This is a genomic window from Streptomyces sp. GMY02, assembly GCF_019056675.1.
Classification (GTDB): domain Bacteria; phylum Actinomycetota; class Actinomycetes; order Streptomycetales; family Streptomycetaceae; genus Streptomyces; species Streptomyces odonnellii.
Genome location: NZ_CP077658.1, coordinates 2529026 through 2551269, shown reverse-complemented (window position 1 = coordinate 2551269; position 22244 = coordinate 2529026). Strand labels below are relative to the sequence as shown.

The following is a 22244-nucleotide window of genomic DNA, read 5'->3' as shown; positions in this document are numbered from 1 at the left end:
CCCCCGCACCCCCGATCCGTGCTGCTCGCGGAGGTGGCACAGGCCACCCGCCGGCTGGCCGACGCGGGCGTCCCCTCACCGCGCTTCGACGCGGAGGAACTCGCCGCGTACGTGCACGGCGTGAAGCGGGGCGAACTGCACCGCGTCGAGGACGCGGACTTCGACGCCCGCTACTGGGAGGCGGTGGCCCGCCGTGAGGCCAGGGAACCCCTCCAGCACATCACCGGGCGCGCCTTCTTCCGCTATCTGGAACTCCAGGTCGGGCCGGGGGTGTTCGTACCGCGTCCGGAGACCGAGTCGGTCGTCGGCTGGGCCATAGACGCCGTACGGGCGATGGACGTGGTCGAGCCGCTGATCGTCGACCTCTGCTCGGGCTCCGGCGCGATCGCGCTCGCGATGGCCCAGGAGGTGCCGCGGTCCCGGGTGCACGCCGTGGAGCTGTCCGAGGACGCCCTGGCGTGGACGCGGAAGAACGCCGAGGGGTCCAGGGTCACCGTGCACCAGGGAGACGCCCTGACGGCCCTTCCCGAGCTGGACGGCCAGGTCGATCTGGTGATCTCCAACCCGCCGTACATCCCGCTCACCGAGTGGGAGTACGTGGCGCCCGAGGCCCGCGACCACGACCCCGGGATGGCGCTCTTCTCCGGCGAGGACGGACTCGACACGATCCGGGGCATCGAGCGCACCGCGCACCGGCTGCTGCGGCCCGGCGGCCTGGTCGTCGTCGAGCACGCGGACACACAGGGCGGACAGGTCCCGTGGATCTTCAGCGAGGAGTCCGGCTGGGCGGACGCCGCGGACCACCCGGACCTCAACAAGCGCCCCCGCTTCGCCACGGCACGCAAGGCCCTGCCGTGACCGCCCCGGTAAACCCTCTCGCCCCGGCCCGTCCGCTTCGGACCGCCGCGCCCCCCGACTACCCGGCGAGTGAGCCGAAGGGGCGCGTCGCCGTCGAAAGGAGACCGCGCGCAGGTTCGCGAGGAACGAGGGAACCGAGCACGATCGACCGTCGACGGTGGCAAGAGCGCCCCGGAGGCGAACCGAGCCACAAAGTAAAAGGGAGTCAGGCTGATGGCACGGCGATACGACTGCAACGACGCGACCGACCGCTCGACGGGTCTGCGCGAGGCCGCGTCGGCCGTACGCCGTAGTGAGCTGGTCGTGCTGCCCACCGACACCGTGTACGGCATCGGCGCGGACGCCTTCAGCACGGAGGCGGTCGCCGATCTGCTGGACGCCAAGGGCCGCGGGCGCAATATGCCCACGCCCGTGCTGATCGGCTCCCCGAACACCCTGCACGGCCTGGTCACCGACTTCTCCGAGCAGGCGTGGGAGCTGGTCGACGCGTTCTGGCCGGGCGCGCTCACCCTGGTCGCCAAGCACCAGCCGTCCCTCCAGTGGGACCTGGGCGACACCCGGGGCACGGTCGCGATCCGGATGCCGCTGCACCCCGTCGCCATCGAACTGCTCACCGAGGTCGGCCCGATGGCCGTCTCCAGCGCCAATCTCTCGGGACACCCGTCCCCCGAGGACTGCGACGCGGCGCAGGAGATGCTGGGCGACTCCGTCTCGGTCTACCTCGACGGCGGTCCGACGCCGGGCATCGTGCCCTCCTCGATCGTCGATGTCACAGGCCCGGTCCCGGTACTGCTGCGGGCCGGCGCCCTCGACGCGGAGGAGCTGCGCAAGGTGGTACCCGACCTCGAGGTGGCCAATTGACCGCCCCTGAGGGGCGTGGCATAGCGGAGACCGCACACACCGGCAGCACCTTCCGCATCCTCCACGTCAGCACCGGCAATGTCTGCCGCTCGCCGATCACCGAGCGGCTGCACCGGCATGCCCTGACCGTTCGCCTCGGCGAGCGGCTCACCGGCGGCCTGATCGTGGAGAGCGCGGGCACCTGGGGGCACGAGGGCGCCCCGATGGAGGCCAACGCCGAGGCCGTCCTGGCCGACTTCGGCGCGGACGCGTCCGGCTTCGTCGGGCGTGAGCTGCTCGACGAGCATGTGATCCGCGCGGACCTGGTTCTCACCGCGACCCGCGACCACCGTGCGCAGGTGATCTCCATGGGGCACTCGGCGGGTCTGCGCACCTTCACGCTCAAGGAGTTCACCCGGCTGGTACGGGCGATAGACCCGGCGACGCTGCCGGACCCGGTGGACGAGGGCGTGGTCGAACGCGCCCGCGCGCTGGTCCGGGCGGCGGCGGCGCTGCGGGGGTGGCTGCTGGCGCCCACGGCGGAGGCGGATGAGGTGTACGACCCGTACGGGGCGCCGATCACGTTCTTCCGCTCGATCGGCGAGGAGATCCACCAGGCGCTGGACCCGGTGGTCACGGCGCTGACGGGCGTGACGCCGCGGTAGGACGCCGCGGTAGAACGTCCTCAATCGCCGGACGGGCTGCTGTGCTGTGTCCTCAATCGCCGGACAGGCTCGATTTGCGCCGGACGGGCTTGATTCCGCAGCCCGTGCCTAGCATGGGAGGGCGCACGCACCCCCGAGGTCCGGAGTCCGTCATGCCGGTCGTCAACTCTTCCGCTCAGGCCGAGGCCGGCGTTCTGCTGCGGCAGGATCCCGAGATGGCCGAGGTCATCCTCGGGGAGGCGCGGCGGCAGGCGGACAGCCTCCAGCTCATCGCCGCCGAGAACTTCACCTCGCCCGCCGTCCTCGCCGCCCTCGGCTCGCCCCTGGCCAACAAGTACGCCGAGGGCTACCCCGGCCGCCGCCATCACGGCGGCTGCGAGCTGGTCGACGCCGCCGAGCGGATCGCGGTCGCGCGGGCGAAGGCCCTCTTCGGCGCCGGGCACGCCAATGTGCAGGCGCACTCGGGCTCCTCCGCCGTCCTCGCCGCGTACGCCGCCCTGCTGCGCCCCGGGGACACCGTGCTGGCGATGGGACTCGCGTACGGCGGACACCTCACCCATGGCTCGCCGGCCAACTTCTCGGGCCGCTGGTTCGACTTCGTGGGGTACGGGGTCGACGAGGAGACGGGCCTCATCGACTACGCGCAGGTCCGCGCCCTGGCCCGCGAGCACCGCCCCAAGGCCGTCGTCTGCGGCTCCATCTCGTATCCGCGCCATATCGACTACGCCGTGTTCCGCGAGATCGCCGACGACGTCGGGGCGTATCTGATCGCGGACGCCGCGCATCCGATCGGCCTCGTCGCCGGGGGTGCGGCGCCCAACCCGGTGCCGTACGCCGATGTGGTGTGCGCCACTACCCACAAGGTGCTGCGCGGCCCCCGCGGCGGAATGGTCCTGTGCGGGGAGAACCTCGCCGAGCGCGTCGACCGCGCGGTGTTCCCGTTCACCCAGGGCGGTGCCCAGATGCACACGATCGCCGCAAAGGCCGTCGCGTTCGGCGAGGCGGCCGCCCCGGCGTTCACGGCGTACGCGCACCAGGTCGTGGCCAACGCCCGGGCGCTCGCGGACGCGTTGGCCGCGGAGGGTCTCCGGATCACCACGGACGGTACGGACACGCATCTCATCACCGCCGATCCGGGGCCACTCGGCCTGGACGGCAAGGCGGCCCGCGGCCGGCTGGCCGCCGCGGGTGTGGTCCTCGACACATGCGCACTGCCGTACCCGGACGCCCGCGGCATCCGGCTGGGCACCGCCGCCGTGACCACCCAGGGCATGGCAGAGGCCGAAATGGCGCGCATCGCGGCCCTCTTCACCTCGGCGCTGCGCGGGGGCGCGGAGACGGCTCGCAGGGTCCGTACCGAAGTACGGGACCTGGTCGGGCGGTTCCCTCCGTATGGGAAGCTTTCCTGACGGGAACACGGTGCGGCGTACAGTCGTGCAACCATCCCGTTCGGCAGCCCGTCCTGGCTCATATGGCGACGCGGTATCCACCGGCGGGTCCGGCGAGGGCTAGGGTGTGGGGCTGAGATGGCCAGCGATTCCTGTGGGGCAGCCCGTGCGTGATTACCTGCTGACGCTCTGTGTGACGGCTGCGGTGACCTATCTGCTGACCGGCCCGGTGCGGAAGTTCGCCATCGCGACCGGGGCGATGCCGGAGATCCGCGCCCGTGACGTGCACCGCGAACCGACGCCGAGACTCGGCGGCATCGCCATGTTCTTCGGGCTGTGCGCCGGACTGCTCGTCGCGGACAACCTGCAGAACCTCAACGGGGTCTTCGAACTGTCCAACGAGCCGCGCGCGCTGCTCTCCGGTGCCGCCCTGATCTGGCTGATCGGTGTTCTGGACGACAAGTTCGAGATCGACGCCCTGATCAAGCTCGGTGCGCAGATGATCGCGGCGGGCGTCATGGTCATGCAGGGTCTGACGATTCTGTGGATCCCGGTGCCCGGTGCCGGCATGGTCTCGCTGACCTCCTGGCAGGGCACGCTCCTGACCGTCGCGCTGGTCGTGATCACGATCAACGCCGTCAACTTCGTGGACGGTCTGGACGGTCTCGCGGCCGGCATGGTGTGCATCGCCGCCGCGGCCTTCTTCCTGTACACCTACCGGCTCTGGTACGGGTACGGCATCGAGGCCGCCGCCCCCGCCACGCTCTTCGCGGCGATCCTGATGGGGATGTGCGTGGGCTTCCTGCCGCACAACATGCATCCCGCGCGGATCTTCATGGGCGACTCGGGCTCGATGCTGATCGGCCTGGTGCTCGCCGCGGGCGCGATCTCGGTGACCGGGCAGGTCGACCTCGATGTGCTGAAGATCTTCGAGGGCTCCACCCGCGAGGCCACACATGCCGCGCTGCCCGTCTTCATCCCGCTGCTGCTGCCCCTGACGATCATCGCGATCCCCTTCGCCGACCTAGTGCTGGCGATCGTGCGCCGTACCTGGAACGGGCAGTCGCCGTTCGCCGCCGACCGGGGCCATCTCCACCACCGGCTGCTGGAGATCGGGCACTCGCACAGCAGGTCGGTGCTGATCATGTACTTCTGGTCCGCGCTGATCGCCTTCGGAGTGGTCGCGTACTCGGTGCACTCGGCGTCGATGTGGATCCTGCTGGTGGTCGTCGCGCTGAGCGCGGTGGGTCTGGTGCTTCTGCTGCTGCCGCGGTTCACGCCGAGGGCTCCGCTCTGGGCGGAATCGTTCGTACCGCCGCGCTACCGGCGCAGGCAGCGTCCCGCGCAGGCCGCCGAGGCCGTCGAGGCCGAGGCCATCGCTCCCGTACCGGCGCTGGCCATGGCGCAGGAGGCGCAGGCCGGGCCGCAGCCGGTGGCCGAGGAGCGCACGCCTGTTCCCGCCGGCGTCAACGGGGCGACCGCGCTGGGCGCTCGTTCGCGTTTTCCCGACCGTCGAAAGGCCGGTTCGAGGAACTGACGGCCGGTCCATTACCCTCAGCAGGGGCCAATACCAGACAACATGCACCGGTGTCCTGCACACACGCGCGGGGTAACTCTCATGTGTGACAGTGAGCACACTACGTTGGTAAAGCTCTCATCAAATAGTTTGTGATACTGTTCACGAGACCCGGCGACAGAGCCGAAGGACCGGAGTGCGACGGTTCGTTGGCCCGAGAAACCTTCTCTCGGACCGGGCCTACGCTCGTCCATGACGACACCATCTGCCCCACCCAGCAAGCGGAGCTGCCGCCATGCCGTCCAACGACGTCCGGATCCTGCTGCACACCGCCGTTCCCACAGCCGCCGCCGGCGTGATCGCCACGGTGGTCGCAGGTGTGGCCGCGGGCGGCAAGGGTGCTCTGGGAGCCGGTGTCGGGACGCTGGTGGTCGTGCTGTTCATGGGTATCGGGCTGGTGGTCCTCCAGCGCACGGCGGCGTCGCTGCCGCATCTGTTCCAGGCGATGGGGCTGTTGCTGTACACGGCCCAGCTCCTGCTGCTCTTCATCTTCGTGGCCGCGTTCAAGGACACGACCCTGTTCAACCCGAAGGCCTTCGCCATCACGCTCGTCGCGGCGACTCTCGTGTGGGTCGCCGCGCAGGCCCGCGCCCATATGAAGGCCAAGATCCTTTACGTCGACCCCGCCGCCTCGTCCGAGAAGTCGGGGTCGTCGGCGTGAGGAGTAGGGCCGGGATAAGTGCCCGTTCGAAATCCTGCTATCGTCCGGTGCCAACTGCGGCATTGCGGGCGCGGGCATCCGAGCTGACGCCTGTTCTCACGCGAGGCTCACCGCCCGACCGCCGTCCCCACATCCGTACCACCCCCAGTCCAGTGCCGAACCGCGGCTCCGCGCCGCGCCGACACAACGAGGTTGCCGTACCTATGCGCCATGCTGAAGGAGCCCGCGGTGAGTGCTGACCCGACGCAGGTGCTCGCCTTCGAGACCGACTGCCACATCTTCGACGGATGTGGCTTCCCGGCACCCGGCCTGCACTCGTTCCTGTTCGAGCCCATCGTGGGCAACGCGGACAGCAGCGTGTACTTCAACAAGACGATGCTGCTCGCGCTGCTGGGCTCCCTCATCATCGTGGGCTTCTTCTGGGCTGCTTTCCGCAAGCCGAAGGTTGTCCCGGGCAAGCTTCAGATGGTGGCCGAGGCCGGCTACGACTTCGTACGCCGCAATGTCGTCTACGAGATCATCGGCAAGAAGGAGGGCGAGAAGTACGTACCGATCATCGTCTCCCTCTTCTTCTTCGTCTGGATGATGAACCTCTGGTCGATCATCCCGGTCGCCCAGTTCCCGGTGACGGCGATCATCTCGTACCCCGCGGTGCTGGCGTTCATCGTCTATGTCATGTGGGTGTCGCTCACCTTCAAGCGGCACGGCTTCGTCGGCGCCTTCAAGAACTTCAGCGGCTACGACAAGTCGCTCGGCGCGGTCCTTCCGCTCTCGATGACCATCGAGCTGTTCTCGAACCTGCTGGTCCGCCCGTTCACCCACGCGGTGCGACTCTTCGCGAACATGTTCGCGGGCCACACGCTGCTGCTGCTCTTCACGATCGCGAGCTGGTACCTGCTCAACGGCATCGGTATCGCCTACGCCGGCGTCTCGTTCGTGATGGTCATCGTCATGACCGTCTTCGAGCTCTTCATCCAGGCCCTTCAGGCGTATGTCTTCGTGCTGCTGACGTGCAGCTTCATCCAGGGCGCGCTCGCCGAGCACCACTGACCGCCCCACTCCGTCCCAGACCCCACAGTCGTCCGGTGGCCAACCCCCACCGGTCCGTGAAAGAGAAGGAAGAACTGGCATGTCCGAGACTCTTGCCGCCGTATCCGGTTCGCTCGGCTCCATCGGCTACGGCCTGGCCGCGATCGGCCCCGGCGTCGGCGTCGGCATCATCTTCGGTAACGGCACCCAGGCCCTCGCCCGTCAGCCCGAGGCGGCCGGCCTGATCCGTACCAACCAGATTCTTGGTTTCGCGTTCTGTGAGGCGCTCGCCCTCATCGGTCTGGTCATGCCGTTCGTCTACGGCACGTGATCGCGGACTCACGACCAGCCCACTAGACGAAAGGCACTGATGTGAGCCCACTGCTCAATATCGCGGCTGAGGAGATGGAAAACCCTCTCGTCCCGCCGGTTCCCGAGCTTGTCATCGGTCTGCTCGCCTTCGTCATCGTCTTCGGCTTCCTCGCCAAGAAGCTCCTCCCGAACATCAACAAGGTTCTGGAAGAGCGCCGAGAGGCCATCGAGGGTGGCATCGAGAAGGCGGAGGAGGCCAAGACCGAGGCCCAGAGCGTGCTGGAGCAGTACAAGGCCCAGCTCGCCGAAGCCCGCCACGAGGCCGCTCGTCTCCGCCAGGAGGCCACCGAGCAGGGCGCCGTCATCATCCAGGAGATGAAGGCGGAGGGGCAGCGGCAGCGTGAGGAGATCATCGCCGCCGGTCACGCCCAGATCGAGGCCGACCGCAAGGCCGCGGCCAGCGCGCTCCGCCAGGACGTGGGCAAGCTCGCCACGGAGCTGGCCGGCAAGCTGGTCGGCGAGTCCCTGGAGGACCACGCCCGGCAGAGCCGCACCATCGACCGCTTCCTCGACGAGCTCGAGGACGGCGCCGAGAAGGCCGAGGCCAGGCGATGAACGGAGCGAGCCGCGAGGCACTGGCAGCCGCACGCGAGCGTCTCGACGCGCTGACCGACAGCACGTCGGCCGACGCCGCGAAGCTCGCCGGGGAACTGGCCGCCGTAACCGCGCTGCTCGACCGCGAGGTGTCGCTGCGCCGGGTCCTGACCGACCCGGCGCAGCCCGGCGAGGCAAAAGCCGAGCTGGCCGGACGGCTGCTGAGCGGCCAGGTGGGCGGCCCGACCGCCGATCTGGTCTCCGGCATGGTCCGCTCCCGCTGGTCGGAGCCGCGCGACCTGGTCGACTCCGTCGAGGAGCTGGCCGCCGTCGCCGAGCTGACCGCCGCCCAGCGGAACGGGACGCTCGACGACGTGGAGGACGAGCTGTTCCGGTTCGGCCGGATCGTGGAGTCCAGCACCGCGCTGCGCGCCGCGCTGACCGACCGGTCGGCCACGGTCTCCGCCAGGACCACGCTGCTCAGCGACCTGCTCGGCGGTCGTGCCGATCCGGTCACGGAACGCCTGGTTGTGCGCCTTGTGACCCAGCCCCGTGGACGTAGCCTGGAATCGGGTCTCCAGACCCTGTCCCGGCTCGCCGCGGCGCGCCGGGACCGGATGGTCGCGGTCGTCACCTCGGCGGTACCGCTCACCGACGGACAGAAGCGGCGCCTCGGCGCGGCACTGGCGAAGCTGTACGGCCACCCGATGCACCTGAATCTGGACGTGGACCCTGAGGTCCTCGGCGGGATCTCGGTGCGGGTCGGCGACGAGATCATCAACGGCACGGTCGCGGACCGTCTCGAAGAGGCGGAACGGCGGCTCGCCGGCTGACTCGCGAAGCGCCGGGCAGCAGCGGCAGGCAACAGAACAGAGCAGCACCAGCGGCCCGGTTGGGCCGTGCAGAGATTGCAGAAGATTCCTGGGGGTCGCCCCCAGACCCCGAGATACGCAGACCCCCAAAGAAACTTCGGGCCCAACAAGGAGAGCAGGGAACCCAGATGGCGGAGCTCACGATCCGGCCGGAGGAGATCCGGGACGCGCTGGAGAACTTTGTCCAGTCGTACAAGCCGGACGCGGCCTCGCGCGAGGAGGTCGGTACGGTCAGCGTGGCCGGCGACGGTATCGCGAAGGTCGAGGGCCTTCCCTCGGCCATGGCGAACGAGCTGCTGAAGTTCGAGGACGGCACCCTCGGTCTCGCCCTCAACCTCGAGGAGCGCGAGATCGGTTCGATCATCCTCGGTGAGTTCAGCGGTATCGAGGAGGGGCAGTCGGTCACCCGTACCGGCGAGGTCCTCTCCGTCGCTGTCGGCGAGGGCTACCTGGGTCGCGTCGTCGACCCGCTCGGCAACCCGATCGACGGCCTCGGCGAGATCGAGACCGAAGGCCGCCGCGCCCTTGAGCTTCAGGCTCCGGGCGTCATGGTCCGCAAGTCCGTCCACGAGCCGATGCAGACCGGCTACAAGGCCGTCGACGCCATGGTGCCGATCGGCCGCGGCCAGCGTCAGCTCATCATCGGCGACCGCCAGACCGGCAAGACCGCGCTGGCCGTCGACACGATCATCAACCAGCGTGACAACTGGCGCTCGGGCGACAGCAACAAGCAGGTCCGCTGCATCTATGTCGCCATCGGTCAGAAGGGCTCCACCATCGCGTCCGTACGCGGTGCGCTGGAGGAGGCGGGCGCGCTCGAGTACACGACGATCGTCGCCGCCCCCGCGTCCGACCCGGCCGGCTTCAAGTACCTGGCCCCGTACACCGGCTCGGCCATCGGCCAGCACTGGATGTACCAGGGCAAGCACGTCCTGATCATCTTCGACGACCTCTCGAAGCAGGCCGACGCGTACCGCGCGGTGTCCCTGCTGCTGCGCCGTCCGCCGGGCCGTGAGGCCTACCCGGGTGACGTCTTCTACCTGCACTCGCGTCTGCTGGAGCGCTGCGCCAAGCTCTCCGACGACCTGGGCGCCGGTTCGATGACGGGTCTGCCGATCGTCGAGACGAAGGCCAACGACGTGTCGGCCTTCATCCCGACCAATGTGATCTCCATCACCGACGGCCAGTGCTTCCTGGAGTCCGACCTGTTCAACGCCGGGCAGCGGCCCGCGCTGAACGTCGGTATCTCCGTCTCCCGAGTCGGCGGTTCCGCCCAGCACAAGGCCATGCGCCAGGTGTCGGGCCGGCTCCGCGTGGACCTCGCCCAGTACCGCGAGCTGGAGGCGTTCGCGTCCTTCGGCTCCGACCTGGACGCGGCCTCCAAGGCGGCCCTGGAGCGCGGCAAGCGCATGGTCGAGCTGCTGAAGCAGCCGCAGTACTCGCCGTACCCGATCGAGGAGCAGGTCGTCTCCATCTGGGCCGGCACCAACGGCAAGATGGACGACGTACCGGTCCTGGACATCCGCCGCTTCGAGAGCGAGCTGCTGGAGTACCTGCGCCGTGAGCGCAAGGAGCTGCTGACCAGCATCGCCGAGGGCGCCAAGATGTCCGACGACACGCTCCAGGCCATCGCGGACGCGATCGCCGCCTTCAAGCGGCAGTTCGAGACCTCGGACGGCAAGCTCCTGGGCGAGGACGCGCCGGCCGTCAGCGTCTCCAAGTGACGACGGAAGGGACCTGACTCATGGGAGCCCAGCTCCGGGTCTACAAGCGTCGCATCCGATCCGTCACCGCGACCAAGAAGATCACCAAGGCGATGGAGATGATCGCCGCCTCGCGCATCGTCAAGGCGCAGCGCCAGGTGGCGGCCTCCACGCCGTACGCGACCGAGCTGACCCGCGCGGTCACCGCGGTGGCGACGGGGTCGACGACCAAGCACCCGCTGACCACCGAGGTGGAGGCGCCGGTCCGTGCCGCGGTCCTGCTCATCACGAGCGACCGCGGTCTGGCCGGCGGCTACTCCTCGAACGCCATCAAGGCGGCGGACCGGCTCACCGAGCGGCTCCGTGGCGAGGGCAAGGAGGTCGACTCGTACATCGTCGGCCGCAAGGGTGTCGCCTACTACACCTTCCGTGAGCGCAAGATCGCGGACTCGTGGAGCGGCTTCACCGACAACCCGACGTACGCGGACGCCAAGCGGATCGCGGCGCCGCTGATCGAGGCCGTGCAGCAGGAGACGGCCGAGGGCGGTGTCGACGAGCTGCACATCGTCTTCACCGAGTTCATCTCGATGCTGACGCAGACGCCGGTGGAGCACCGGCTGCTGCCGCTCAGCCTCGAAGGCGCGGCCGAGGAAGCCGGCACCAAGGGCGAGATCCTTCCGCTGTACGACTTCGAGCCCTCCGCGGAGGACGTCCTCGACGCCCTGCTGCCGCGGTACGTCGAGAGCCGTATCTACAACGCGCTGTTGCAGGCCGCCGCTTCCAAGCACGCCGCCACCCGGCGCGCGATGAAGTCGGCGACCGACAACGCGGGAGAGCTGATCAAGAGCCTCTCCCGGCTTGCCAACGCGGCCCGCCAGGCCGAAATCACCCAGGAAATCAGCGAGATCGTCGGAGGCGCGAGCGCCCTGTCCGACGCCACCGCGGGGAGTGACAGGTAAATGACGACGACTACCGAGAATGCTGTGACGGCCGCGGCCACGGGCCGCGTCGCCCGGGTCATCGGCCCGGTCGTCGACGTGGAGTTCCCCGTCGACGCGATGCCGGACATCTACAACGCGCTGCACGTCGAGGTCGCCGACCCGGCCGAGGCCGGCAAGAAGAAGACGCTGACCCTGGAAGTCGCCCAGCACCTGGGCGACGGCCTGGTACGCGCCATCTCGATGCAGCCCACCGACGGTCTGGTCCGCCAGGCCGTGGTGAACGACACGGGCACCGGGATCACCGTCCCGGTCGGCGATGTGACCAAGGGCAAGGTGTTCAACACCCTTGGTCAGATCCTGAACGAGCCCGACGCCGAGTCCCAGATCACGGAGCGCTGGCCGATCCACCGCAAGGCCCCGGCCTTCGACCAGCTCGAGTCCAAGACCGAGATGTTCGAGACCGGCCTGAAGGTCGTCGACCTGCTGACCCCGTACGTCAAGGGCGGCAAGATCGGTCTGTTCGGTGGTGCGGGCGTCGGCAAGACCGTCCTCATCCAGGAAATGATCATGCGTGTGGCAAATCTGCACGATGGTGTTTCCGTGTTCGCCGGTGTCGGTGAGCGCACCCGTGAGGGCAACGACCTGATCGACGAGATGGCCGAGTCGGGCGTGCTCGACAAGACCGCGCTGGTCTTCGGCCAGATGGACGAGCCGCCGGGCACCCGTCTCCGTGTGGCGCTCTCCGCGCTGACCATGGCGGAGTACTTCCGCGATGTGCAGAAGCAGGACGTGCTGCTCTTCATCGACAACATCTTCCGTTTCACCCAGGCCGGTTCCGAGGTCTCCACGCTGCTCGGGCGCATGCCCTCCGCGGTGGGTTACCAGCCGACCCTGGCGGACGAGATGGGTGTGCTCCAGGAGCGCATCACCTCGACCCGTGGTCACTCGATCACCTCGATGCAGGCGATCTACGTGCCTGCGGACGACCTGACCGACCCGGCCCCGGCCACGACCTTCGCGCACCTCGACGCGACGACCGTGCTGTCGCGTCCGATCTCGGAGAAGGGCATCTACCCGGCGGTGGACCCGCTGGACTCGACGTCCCGCATCCTGGACCCCCGTTACATCTCGCAGGACCACTACGACGCGGCCAGCCGGGTCAAGGGAATCCTGCAGAAGTACAAGGACCTCCAGGACATCATCGCGATCCTCGGTATCGACGAGCTGGGCGAGGAGGACAAGCTCGTCGTCCACCGTGCCCGCCGCGTCGAGCGCTTCCTGTCGCAGAACACCCACGCCGCCAAGCAGTTCACCGGTGTGGACGGTTCCGACGTACCGCTCGACGAGTCGATCACCGCGTTCAACGCGATCTGCGACGGGGACTACGACCACTTCCCCGAGCAGGCGTTCTTCATGTGCGGTGGCATCGAGGACCTCAAGGCCAACGCCAAGGAGCTGGGCGTCTCCTGAGCCTTGTGCTTGCAGAGGGGGGCGGGTTCGTCCCGCCCCCTCCGACGCTCTCTCCGACACCCCATAGAATCAAGACCGACACCCGGCGGAAACCGTCGGGTGGTGACCCGAGGAGCCACCCTTGGCCGCTGAGCTGCATGTCGAGCTGGTCGCCGCGGACCGCAGTGTCTGGTCCGGCGAGGCCACCCTGGTCGTCGCGCGCACCACGTCCGGCGACATCGGCGTCATGCCCGGTCACCAGCCGCTGCTCGGTGTGCTGGAATCGGGCCCGGTGACCATCCGTACGAGTGATGGTGGAACGGTGGTGGCCGCGGTGCACGGCGGCTTCCTCTCGTTCGCCGACAACAAGCTTTCGCTGCTGGCGGAGATCGCCGAGCTGGCGGACGAGATCGACACCCAGCGCGCGGAGCTGGCGCTGGAGCGTGCGAAGTCGGACGACGACGATGCCGCACAGCGGCGCGCCGATGTCCGGCTGCGTGCGGTGGCGGTGCGCTGAGCCCCGCCACCACTGGTTCTACCCTCAGCCGCGGCCCTGGCTGGACTTCTCCAGACCGGGTCGCGGCTGAGGCGATGCAGGTGCGGTTTGTGTTCCGGTACTGAACGAGGCGAGGAGGTCGATGGTGATGGTCCTCGCTCTGCTCGTCTGCGGACTGGTGGTCGTACTGGTCGCGGTGGGACTCTTCGTCTTCGGACTGCGCCGGCGGCTGATCCAGCGCTCCGGCGGGACATTCGACTGCAGTCTGCGCTGGAACGTGCCGGAGGAGCCCGATCTCTCCGGCAAGGGCTGGGTGTACGGGGTGGCCCGTTACAACAGCGACCGCATCAACTGGTTCCGGGTCTTCTCCTACGCCCCGCGCCCGCGCCGTACCCTGGAGCGCTCCGCGATCGAGGTGCTGGCGCGCCGGGCGCCGGAGGGCGAGGAGGAGCTGGCGCTGCTCTCGGACGCGGTGATTCTGGGCTGTGTGCACAAAGGCGTACGGCTGGAACTCGCGATGAGCGATGACGCGCTGACGGGCTTTCTGGCGTGGCTGGAGGCGGCGCCGCCGGGACAGCGGGTGAATGTGGCCTGAGGTCCGGGTCTCCGGCCACTGACGGGGACGCGAAGGCTCGGGGCACGCGAAGTCTTGGGGCATGCGAAAGGGGGCGGCGCTCGGGCGCCGCCCCCTCACTGCTGTGCCGCCGGTGTTATCCGATGCCGTTCTTGACCGCGGTCACCAGCTCGCCGTTCGAGGTGTCTCCCGTGAAGTCCCAGAAGAAGGCACCTCCCAGGCCCTGCTGCTTCGCCCAGGCCGTCTTGGTCGCGATGGTGGCCGGGGTGTCGTAGCTCCACCAGTTGCTGCCGCACTTGGCGTACGCGGTGCCCGCGATGGTGCCGGTGGGCGGGCAGGTGTTCTTGAGGACCTTGTAGTCCTCGATACCCGCCTCGTACGTACCGGGAGCCGCGCCCGTCGCGCTGCCGCCCGGGGCGTCCTGTGTCACTCCGGTCCAGCCGCGCCCGTAGAAGCCGATCCCGAGCAGCAGCTTGTTCGCCGGCACGCCCTGCGCCTTGAACTTGGCGATCGCGTCGGCCGAGTTGAAGCCCTGCTGCGGGATGCCCGGGTACGAGGTGAGCGGGGAGTGCGGGGCCGTCGGGCCCTGCGCGGCGAAGGCGCCGAAGAAGTCGTACGTCATGACGTTGAACCAGTCCATGTACTGGGCCGCGCCCGCGTAGTCGGCCTTCTCGATCTTGCCGCCGGTCGAGGCGTCCGCCGTGACGGCCGCCGTGACCAGGTTGTTCGAGCCGAACTTGGCGCGCATGGCCTGCATCATGTTCTTGAACGCCGCCGGACCGCTGGTGTCACAGGTCAGACCGCAGGCGTTCGGGTACTCCCAGTCCAGGTCGATGCCGTCGAAGACATCGGCCCAGCGCGGGTCCTCCACCAGGTCGTAGCAGGACTGCGCGAAGGCCGTCGGGTTCTGCACGGCCTGGCCGAAGCCGCCGGACCAGGTCCAGCCGCCGAAGGACCAGAGGACCTTGATGTGCGGGTACTTGGCCTTCAGCTTGCGGAGCTGGTTGAAGCTGCCGCGCAGCGGCTGGTCCCAGGTGTCGGCGACGCCGTCGACGCTCTGGTCGGCCGTGTACGCCTTCTCGTAGTCGGCGTACGAGTCACCGATCGTGCACTTGCCGCCGGTGACATTGCCGAAGGCGTAGTTGATGTGCGTGATCTTGGCCGCGGAACCCGAGGTGTCCAGGTTCTTGACGTGGTAGTTGCGGCCGTAGACGCCCCACTCGGTGAAGTAGCCGAGCTTGACCTTGCCGCCGGGGCCCGGGTCCGTACCGCCGCCGCCGGTGGTGCGGACCGCGCGGGCACCGCTGACCGGGCCCGTCTGGTCGGCGCTGTCACGCGCCTGGACGGTGTACGAGTAGTCGGTGCCCGCGGTCAGACCCGAGTCGGTGTACGCCGTACCGGTGACCGTGGCGACCTTCGTACCGCCCCGCAGGACGTCGTAGTTCTTGATGCCCTTGTCGTCGGTGGCCGCGGTCCAGCTCAGCGTCACCGAGTTGTTGGTGATGTTGCTCGCGGTGGGGGTGCCGGGCGCCGAGGGCGGGTTGTCGCCGGGGACGGTCGGACCGCCGTCGCAGGACGCGCCGTTGAGCTTGCAGTTCGAAGGGGCGCCGGAGCCGCTGCCGTTGAAGCCGAAGCTCACCGAGGCGCCGGGGGCGAGGGTGCCGTTGTACGACTTGTTCTTGGCGGTCCAGTGGTTGGCCGAACCGGCGATGTCGGCGTCCCAGCCGGAGGTGACGGCGGTGCCGGAGGGGAAGTCCCACTCCACCGTCCAGGAGCTGAGGGTGGTGGTACCGGTGTTCTTCACCGTCCACTTGCCCTCGAAGCCCGTGCCCCAGTCGGAGGCCTTGGTGTACGTGGCGGTCGCCGAGGCGGCCGCCTCGGCCGGGCTGGCGAGGCCGACCAGGGCCGCGAGCGGGAGCAGCAGCGCGGTCAGGCCGGCGACTGCCTTGGATCTGAATCGCGTTCTGTGGAGGGCGGGTTGGATGTTCAAGCGTGCTCCTCAGGTGAGTACCGGAGTATGAGTACCGGAGTACCGGACTAAGCGGGGGTGGGTCCGTGCACTGCTCACCCTGCGTCGGCTCACCGCAGCGTGTGCGGTGAGAGTAGGAAGGTCTGGACCACTCGTCAATAGGTCCAGACCAAAGGCGAGGTGGGGCGCGGCGGGGGAGCGGTGGTCGCCGTCCGGTGAAAGCCGCTGTTCACGGGGCTCGGTAAGGCCTTTCCTGCCGGATCCCCAACTCCTGTGCCAGTACTGCCGCTTGGACCCGGCTGCGCAGTTCGAGCTTGCCGAGCAGCCTGCTCACATGCGTCTTCACCGTAGCCTCGGCCATCGTCAGACGTACGGCGATCTGCGCGTTCGACAGCCCCTCGCCGAGACAGCCGAGCACCTCGCGCTCCCTGCGCGTCAGGACGTTCAGCCTCTCGGGATCCGGGCTGTCGGCCTGCCGTACGGGCGCGGGCGCGGCGAACTCGGCGATCAGCCGGCGGGTCACGGCCGGGGCGATCAGACCCTCGCCGCGCGCCACCGTCCGTACCGCCGCGAGGAGTTCGGCGGCCTCGGCGCTCTTCAGCAGAAAGCCGGACGCGCCGGCGCGCAGCGCCCCGAAGACATACTCGTCCAGATCGAAGGTCGTCAGCACCAGAACGTCCGCGAGCCCCTCGCCGACCACCGCCCGGGTCGCCGACACGCCGTCGAGCCGGGGCATCTGTACGTCCATCAGCACCAGATCGGGCCGGAGTTCGCGGGCCATCGCGACCGCCTCCTCGCCGTCCGCGGCCTGCCCGACGACCTCGATACCGGGCTCGCTGCGCAGGATGAGCACCAGGCCCGCGCGTACCGCCGACTGGTCCTCGGCGACCAGAACCCGGATGGTCATGCCGTACCGCTTCTCGTCATGCCGCAGCGCTTCCTTCCGTGACGGGCAGCTCGGCCCGTACCCGCCAGATCCTGCCCGTCCCGTCGCCGGGGGCGGCGGGGCCCGCCTCGAACACCCCGTCCAGCAGCGCCACCCGCTCCCGCATCCCGACCAGTCCTGCTCCCGACCCGGGCGCGCGCGGCCCCGGCGCCTGGCCGAACGGGCTGCTGACGCAGACGGTCAACGCCCGCTTGGTGCGGGCCAGTTCGACGGTGACGGTACCGGGCGCGGCGTGCTTGAGCGCGTTGGTGAGGGATTCCTGGACGATGCGGTAGGCGGCCAGCTCGACGGGGGCGGGAAGGCCGGGGGTACGGCCGTGGGGGTCGGCCGCGGGGTCCTCCTGGCGGTCCTGGCGTTCGTGCCGGTCCTGCCGGTCCTGGTCGTCCCGGGGCTCCTGGTGGCTGTGCTGTCGGCCGGTGTGGCGGTCGTACGGCCGGCCCTCGCGCCGGTCGTCCAGGGTGAAGGAGAGACCGCTGGAGGCGCCGTTCGTACGGGCCTGCTCCAGCAGCGTGTCCAGTGCGCGCAGGGTCGGCGCGGCGGTCGGCTCACCGTCCCCGCTGCCGTCCCGCAGCAGCCCGATCAGCCTGCGCATCTCGGCCAGCCCCTCGACGCTGTTCTCCCGGATGACGGAGAGCGCGTCACGGGTCGTCCGCTCGTCGCCCAGGGAGAGCGCGGCCGTGGAGTGGATCGCGATCGCCGAGAGATGGTTGGCGACCATGTCGTGCAGCTCACGGGCCATCCGGGCGCGCTCCGCCCGTACCGCCTGACCGCGGTCGATCTCGGCCAGCAGCGCGGTCTGCTCGGCCCGCAGCCGCGCGGCCTCGGCGGCGTCGCGGTGGTTGCGCACCACGGCGCCGGTGGTGGCGGGGGCGAAGCTGAGCAGCCCGGTGACCACGCCCAGCAGCAGGGCGGCCACATCGTGGAGCCAGGCGGCCAGCCCGATCGTCACGGTGATCGTGATCAGCGCGGTGGTCCAGGGGATACGGCGGGCCGCGGCCGGTGTCCCGTACAGCACCGCCGCGTACATCAGGTCCGTGAACATCACGACCGTGGCCAGGCTGCCGGTGGTGAACTGGTCGGCGACCAGGGCGAGTGTGCCGATGAGCACGGTCAGCCGCGGGGTGGCCCTGCGCAGCGCCTCAAGACCGGCCATGACGGTCATGGGGAGGAGCACCCATGCCCCGGCGAGGGGCCGGGTGTCCTGGATGGTGTGCAGTCCGACGAACCACAGCACCAGCCCGCCGAGCAGCCCGCCCGCGGCGATCAGCAGATCGTCGCGGTGCGGACGGCCGCGGACGGCACGGCCGTCACGGTACGGACGCCGGAACGGGAGCCGGAGCCGGAGCAGGGCGGAAGCGCTGGCACTCACCCGCCCATCAAACACGCTCCACGCGGCTTCCGGCCTCCCCATCCCGGGGGAGCGCACGGTACATCGAAGGATGCAGCCGTGGTTCGTCACTGACGACGACGTGCCCCGGCGGTACGGCCAGGAGCCTGGAGGGGACCGGAAGGAGAGGTCCGTGATCGTCACGCTGATCATCGTCTGTGAGGTCGGCTTCTGGGTGCTGCTGGCCGCCGGACTGGCCCTGCGCTATCCGGCGGGGATGCCGCGGCTGGGGGCTGCGGTGCTGCTGCTGGAGCCGTTGCTGGAGATCGTCCTGCTGGCAGTCACGGCCGTCGACCTCAAGAACGGTGCCGAGCCCGACTGGAAACACGGTCTGGCCGCGCTCTACATCGGCTACACCGTCGCCTACGGCCACTACACCGTCAAGTGGATCGACGGCCACGCCGCCCACCGCCTGGGCGGCGCCCCGCCGCCGCCCAAACCCCCGCGTCACGGCACCGCCAGAGCCCGCCACGAGGCCGGGCTCTGGCTCCGTACGGTCCTGGCCGCGGCGGTCGCCGTGGCCCTGCTCCAACTGGCGATCTGGTACGTGGACGACGCCTCCCGTACGGGCCCCCTCACCGACTGGCAGCTCAGCGCCCTCCGGCTGGTCGGCATCCACGGAGTGATCGCCCTGACGTACACGATCTGGCCGAAGAAGCCACCGGCGGCGGGGGCAGCCACGGGCACGGAACGGTCGTCGTCGATGACAAAGAACTGAGCACCACCACTCTCGACCCTTCCACTCCTTCCCACTCCCTTTCCTTCCCTGTTCATGCTCATTGCGTGTTACTTTGAGGAAGGAAAGGGAGTTGTGTGCTCGGAAGGCAGGCTGCGGTGCGGGAGTTCTATTCGGTCGAGCAGGTGGCCGGACTGCTGGACCTGCATGTCAAGACCGTGCGGGGTTATGTACGGGACGGGCGGCTCAAGGCGACGCGGGTGGGGAAGCAGTACCGGATCGCCCGGGAGGACCTGGAGGCGTTCACGGGGAGCGCGGCGCCTCCGCCCGTGCGGCGGACGCGGTACGCCGAGGTGTCCGGCATCGTGCAGATCGACGCCATCAGCCCCGAGGCGATGACCCGGCTGACCAACACCGTCATGGCCCTCGCCCTGAGCCGGGACGGCAGCCAGGGCAGCCGTGACCGTCTGCGCGTCGAGACCGTGTACGACGAGGAGCGGGCCACCCTCAAGATCATTGTCCTGGGTGCCCTCGACACCACCGCCGACCTGCTGAAAGTCATCAACACCCTGCTCGCGCAACCGGAATGAGAGCGCAACTCCAGGAATGAGAGCGCGACCGCAACGAGAGCGCGACCGGAATGAGAAAGGGACACCGCCCATGCCCGACGTACTCCAGCACCTCGACGGCACCCCCGTCCTCATGTGCGCGCCCGACGGGCCCCCGCTCGGTGATGAACGTGCTGCGACCGATGTGATCGGCGAGGGGATGTACCAGGGCGCCGTCTGGGCCGTGGTGCCGGTCGCCAGGTTCACGGACGACTTCTTCCGGCTGCGCACCCGGCTCGCCGGCGACATCGTCCAGAAGTTCGCCAACTACCGCCTGAAGCTCGCCGTCGTCGGCGACATCACCTCGTACACCGAAGCCAGCACCGCGCTGCGCGACTTCGTCCGCGAGAGCAACCGCGGCACTCAGCTCTGGTTCGTCCCCGACGCCGAAGCCCTCCGTGTACGCCTCGCCCAATCAGGCGGACCGGCCACGTCCTCGGTCACGCACCCGTCAGCCTGATCGGGCGGTCTTCATCAGCAGCAGCGCGATGTCGTCGCCGCCCCGGGAGGGCTGCCGGGCCCGGCCGGCACAGCGGACCAGTGTTTTCGCGAGCTCGTCCAGTGGCTCCGGGGCCTCTTCCGCCAGTCTGGAGGCGAGTTCCTCGATGGCCGCCTCCAGATCCGTGCCGGGCGCTTCGACGAGACCGTCGGTGTAGAGCGCGAGTACGGCGCCCGGGGGCAGCGGGACATCGGCGGTCCGGTACTCGGCCTCCGGCTCGATGCCGAGGAGAAGCCCGTTGGGTACGTCCAGGATCTCCGTATGTCCGTCGGGATGGCGCAGTACGGGCGGCAGGTGGCCGGCGGTCGCGATACGGGCCCGGTTGTGCCGCAGGTCGAGATGGGCGTACAGGCAGCTTGTGAACAGGTTCGAACTCAGGTCGATCAGCAGGCGGTTGGTGCGCGCGAGCACCTCGTCCGGCGGCGCGCCCGCGCTGGCGTGCGTGTGCACGGCCGTGCGGACCTGCCCCATGAGAGCGGCGGCGTTCACATTGTGGCCCTGGACGTCACCGATGACGGCCGCGGCCGAGGTGTCGTCCAGTCTGATCAGGTCGTAGAAGTCGCCGCCGATGTCCATGCCGCGGGTCGCCGGGAGATAGCGGGCGGCGACTTCGAGGCCGGGGATCCGCGGCAGGTCGTGCGGCAGCAGAGCGGCCTGAAGACCTCGTGCGACCTGGTTCTCGGTGTCGAAGAGACGGGCCCGCTCCAGTGCCTGCGCCATCACTCCGCCCAGCGAGGTGAGACCGGCGCGCTCCTGTGGCGAGAAGGGGTGCGGCTGGTCGTACCCCAGGACGCAGCAGCCGATCGTACGGCCGGAGGCGAACAGCGGCAGATAGGCGAAAGCGGCCATTTTCCGGTACAGCTCGATCTGCGGAAAGGTGCGCCGGAGTTCCTCGTTGTTCGAGTAGAACGCGGGGGCACCGGTCGCGATGGCCCGCAGGCTCGCGCCCTCCGCGGTCAGGGGGAGGCCGTCGAAGTACTCCGCGACTCCCGGCGGGAAGCCGCGGGAGGCGACGACCCTGATCCTTCCCTCGTCGGCGCTGAGCACCGCCAGACCCTGGACATTGATGACGGGCATGATCTGGCGGGTGACGGCCTCGGCCACGTCCTTGACCCCGACGGCCTCGGTCAGGGCCGTGGACAGGTGCAGCAGATGGAAGAGGGCGCCGGGGCGGGCCTGCGCCGTGACCGGCGGGGTCAGGAACGGCTCGCGGTCGTGACCGGGCGGATCGGTGGGCGTGATGCGCACGCTGATGCCGGTGGCGTCGGGGTAGAGGGTGAAGGCCAGCCAGTTGTCGGGGGGCCGCAGGGCGACGAAGGGCGTGGGGAGGCGGCTGAACAGCGAGGCGAGATACGCGTTCTCGTACACCGGGTCGTTCAGCCAGGGCAGGGACTCCCAGGGCCGGGTGCCCAGCAGATCGTGGTGGCCGCGGCCCAGCAGTTCGGTGGCCTTGCCGTTGAGGAACGTCACACGGCCTTCGAGGTCCAGCGCGCAGGCACCTTCCGGAAAGCGTTCCGTCAGCTCGGCCCCGGGCTGTTCGTGCCGGGTGGGCGGCGGGCCCACGATGCGCAGATCCGTCGGGCGCATCGGATTCCCGTCGTCCGCGGCCAGCCGCAGCAGGCGGCTGATCCGGTGGCGGGCGTCGTTGGTCATCCGTGCTTCCCGGCGTGACAGCTCGGGAGCGTGCGTACCGGGCCATATCTGGAGCACGGCGCCCCAGCGGGTGCTGCCGGACGTCAGGGGTACGACGCTCAGGGCGACGTGGTACGGCAGCGCGAGCGCGGTACGGGGAAACCGGTGCGCCAGTTCCGTATGGCTCGCCACCCACACCGGCCGGCCCTCGCGCACCGCCTCGGCCACCGGGACGGGCGCGGCCAGTGCCACCCGGGTCCATGGGCCGGCCACGTGCCGTGACACACCGGTCACCACGACCATGCGCAGCACCTGGTCCTCCGGGATCAGCAGATACACGGCGCCGATGTGCGCGCCGGTGTCCCGTACCAACCCCGCCAGGACGCGTTCCACCTCTTCCGCGGTGCGGTCGTCTCCGTACGGGCTGTCACCGTGCGCTCCGCGCCCTCCCGGCTCTCCCACGTCTATGCCGCCCCGGGCGACGCGGAGGGAGCCGGGCCCGATCGTCGACGGGGACGCTGTCCGGCGGCGGTCCGGGGGGTCCGGACGCATCGAACATCGTGCATATG

22 protein-coding genes are annotated in these 22244 nt (G+C 69.4%); 18 read left to right on the top strand and 4 right to left on the bottom strand.

Going from position 1 to position 22244, the window contains the following annotated elements:
- Nucleotides 1–18: 18 nt before the first annotated feature.
- From prmC to KQY30_RS10525, 15 genes are all read left to right on the top strand, one after another.
- The gene (gene prmC, locus KQY30_RS10595) at nt 19–858 is read left to right on the top strand and encodes a peptide chain release factor N(5)-glutamine methyltransferase (protein ID WP_217306609.1); all 840 of its coding nucleotides are present in this window, start codon (nt 19–21) and stop codon (nt 856–858) included.
- A 213-nt stretch (nt 859–1071) separates the two neighbouring features.
- A complete protein-coding gene (locus tag KQY30_RS10590) occupies nt 1072–1719 on the top strand; it encodes an L-threonylcarbamoyladenylate synthase (protein WP_217306608.1) in 648 nt (215 codons plus the stop codon).
- Complete coding sequence (locus tag KQY30_RS10585) at nt 1716–2363, top strand: protein-tyrosine-phosphatase (protein WP_217306607.1); 648 nt, start codon at nt 1716–1718, stop codon at nt 2361–2363. Before KQY30_RS10590 ends, KQY30_RS10585 begins: the two co-directional genes overlap by 4 nt.
- A gap of 152 nt (nt 2364–2515) precedes the next feature.
- Nucleotides 2516–3772, top strand: a complete 1257-nt coding sequence (glyA, locus tag KQY30_RS10580; RefSeq protein WP_217306606.1) for a serine hydroxymethyltransferase — start codon at nt 2516–2518, stop codon at nt 3770–3772.
- Nucleotides 3773–3917: 145 nt separating this feature from the next.
- Nucleotides 3918–5288, top strand: coding sequence for an MraY family glycosyltransferase (locus KQY30_RS10575; protein WP_217306605.1), 1371 nt, complete (start codon nt 3918–3920; stop codon nt 5286–5288).
- Between the two features lie 274 nt (nt 5289–5562).
- Nucleotides 5563–5988, top strand: coding sequence for a hypothetical protein (locus KQY30_RS10570; RefSeq protein ID WP_046496039.1), 426 nt, complete (start codon nt 5563–5565; stop codon nt 5986–5988).
- Nucleotides 5989–6201: 213 nt separating this feature from the next.
- Nucleotides 6202–7038: a F0F1 ATP synthase subunit A gene (gene atpB, locus KQY30_RS10565; protein WP_217310965.1), complete on the top strand. Its 837-nt coding sequence runs from the start codon at nt 6202–6204 to the stop codon at nt 7036–7038.
- Between the two features lie 79 nt (nt 7039–7117).
- Nucleotides 7118–7348, top strand: a complete 231-nt coding sequence (gene atpE / locus KQY30_RS10560) for an ATP synthase F0 subunit C (protein ID WP_217306604.1) — start codon at nt 7118–7120, stop codon at nt 7346–7348.
- A 41-nt stretch (nt 7349–7389) separates the two neighbouring features.
- Nucleotides 7390–7944 carry a F0F1 ATP synthase subunit B gene (locus KQY30_RS10555; RefSeq protein ID WP_217306603.1) on the top strand — a complete coding sequence of 185 codons (555 nt, stop codon included), beginning with the start codon at nt 7390–7392 and terminating at the stop codon, nt 7942–7944.
- Nucleotides 7941–8756, top strand: a complete 816-nt coding sequence (locus tag KQY30_RS10550; protein ID WP_217306602.1) for a F0F1 ATP synthase subunit delta — start codon at nt 7941–7943, stop codon at nt 8754–8756. The genes KQY30_RS10555 and KQY30_RS10550 overlap by 4 nt, the downstream gene beginning before the upstream one ends.
- Before the next feature lie 167 nt (nt 8757–8923).
- A complete protein-coding gene (gene atpA / locus KQY30_RS10545) occupies nt 8924–10519 on the top strand; it encodes a F0F1 ATP synthase subunit alpha (protein WP_217306601.1) in 1596 nt (531 codons plus the stop codon).
- Nucleotides 10520–10539: 20 nt separating this feature from the next.
- Nucleotides 10540–11457 (top strand): F0F1 ATP synthase subunit gamma, encoded by a 918-nt coding sequence (locus KQY30_RS10540; RefSeq protein WP_217306600.1) that lies wholly within the window; start codon nt 10540–10542, stop codon nt 11455–11457.
- Complete coding sequence (atpD, locus tag KQY30_RS10535; RefSeq protein ID WP_217306599.1) at nt 11458–12909, top strand: F0F1 ATP synthase subunit beta; 1452 nt, start codon at nt 11458–11460, stop codon at nt 12907–12909.
- Nucleotides 12910–13030: 121 nt separating this feature from the next.
- Nucleotides 13031–13405, top strand: a complete 375-nt coding sequence (locus KQY30_RS10530) for a F0F1 ATP synthase subunit epsilon (protein ID WP_217306598.1) — start codon at nt 13031–13033, stop codon at nt 13403–13405.
- A gap of 127 nt (nt 13406–13532) precedes the next feature.
- Nucleotides 13533–13979 carry a DUF2550 domain-containing protein gene (locus KQY30_RS10525; RefSeq protein WP_046496055.1) on the top strand — a complete coding sequence of 149 codons (447 nt, stop codon included), beginning with the start codon at nt 13533–13535 and terminating at the stop codon, nt 13977–13979.
- A gap of 115 nt (nt 13980–14094) precedes the next feature.
- On the opposite strand, the gene KQY30_RS10520 is transcribed toward KQY30_RS10525, so the two are convergent.
- From KQY30_RS10520 to KQY30_RS36315, 3 genes are all read right to left on the bottom strand, one after another.
- Entirely contained in the window at nt 14095–15948 is a 1854-nt protein-coding gene (locus tag KQY30_RS10520) for a glycoside hydrolase family 18 chitinase (protein ID WP_217306597.1), read from the bottom strand.
- Nucleotides 15949–16156: 208 nt separating this feature from the next.
- On the bottom strand, nt 16157–16834 hold the full coding sequence (locus tag KQY30_RS10515) for a response regulator transcription factor (RefSeq protein ID WP_217306596.1): 678 nt from the start codon (nt 16832–16834) through the stop codon (nt 16157–16159).
- A 16-nt stretch (nt 16835–16850) separates the two neighbouring features.
- Nucleotides 16851–18143, bottom strand: coding sequence for a sensor histidine kinase (locus KQY30_RS36315; RefSeq protein WP_254407566.1), 1293 nt, complete (start codon nt 18141–18143; stop codon nt 16851–16853).
- A gap of 250 nt (nt 18144–18393) precedes the next feature.
- On the opposite strand from KQY30_RS36315, the gene KQY30_RS10500 reads away from it, so the two are divergent.
- The 3 genes from KQY30_RS10500 to KQY30_RS10490 all read left to right on the top strand — a co-directional run bounded on the left by KQY30_RS10500 (nt 18394) and on the right by KQY30_RS10490 (nt 20004).
- On the top strand, nt 18394–18978 hold the full coding sequence (locus KQY30_RS10500) for a hypothetical protein (protein ID WP_217306595.1): 585 nt from the start codon (nt 18394–18396) through the stop codon (nt 18976–18978).
- Nucleotides 18979–19073: 95 nt separating this feature from the next.
- Complete coding sequence (locus KQY30_RS10495) at nt 19074–19526, top strand: helix-turn-helix domain-containing protein (protein ID WP_254407058.1); 453 nt, start codon at nt 19074–19076, stop codon at nt 19524–19526.
- A gap of 70 nt (nt 19527–19596) precedes the next feature.
- Nucleotides 19597–20004: a DUF4180 domain-containing protein gene (locus KQY30_RS10490; RefSeq protein ID WP_217306594.1), complete on the top strand. Its 408-nt coding sequence runs from the start codon at nt 19597–19599 to the stop codon at nt 20002–20004.
- On the opposite strand, the gene KQY30_RS10485 is transcribed toward KQY30_RS10490, so the two are convergent.
- Nucleotides 19996–22137 (bottom strand): SpoIIE family protein phosphatase, encoded by a 2142-nt coding sequence (locus KQY30_RS10485; protein WP_254407057.1) that lies wholly within the window; start codon nt 22135–22137, stop codon nt 19996–19998. The genes KQY30_RS10490 and KQY30_RS10485 overlap by 9 nt on opposite strands.
- Between the last annotated feature and the right edge of the window lie 107 nt (nt 22138–22244).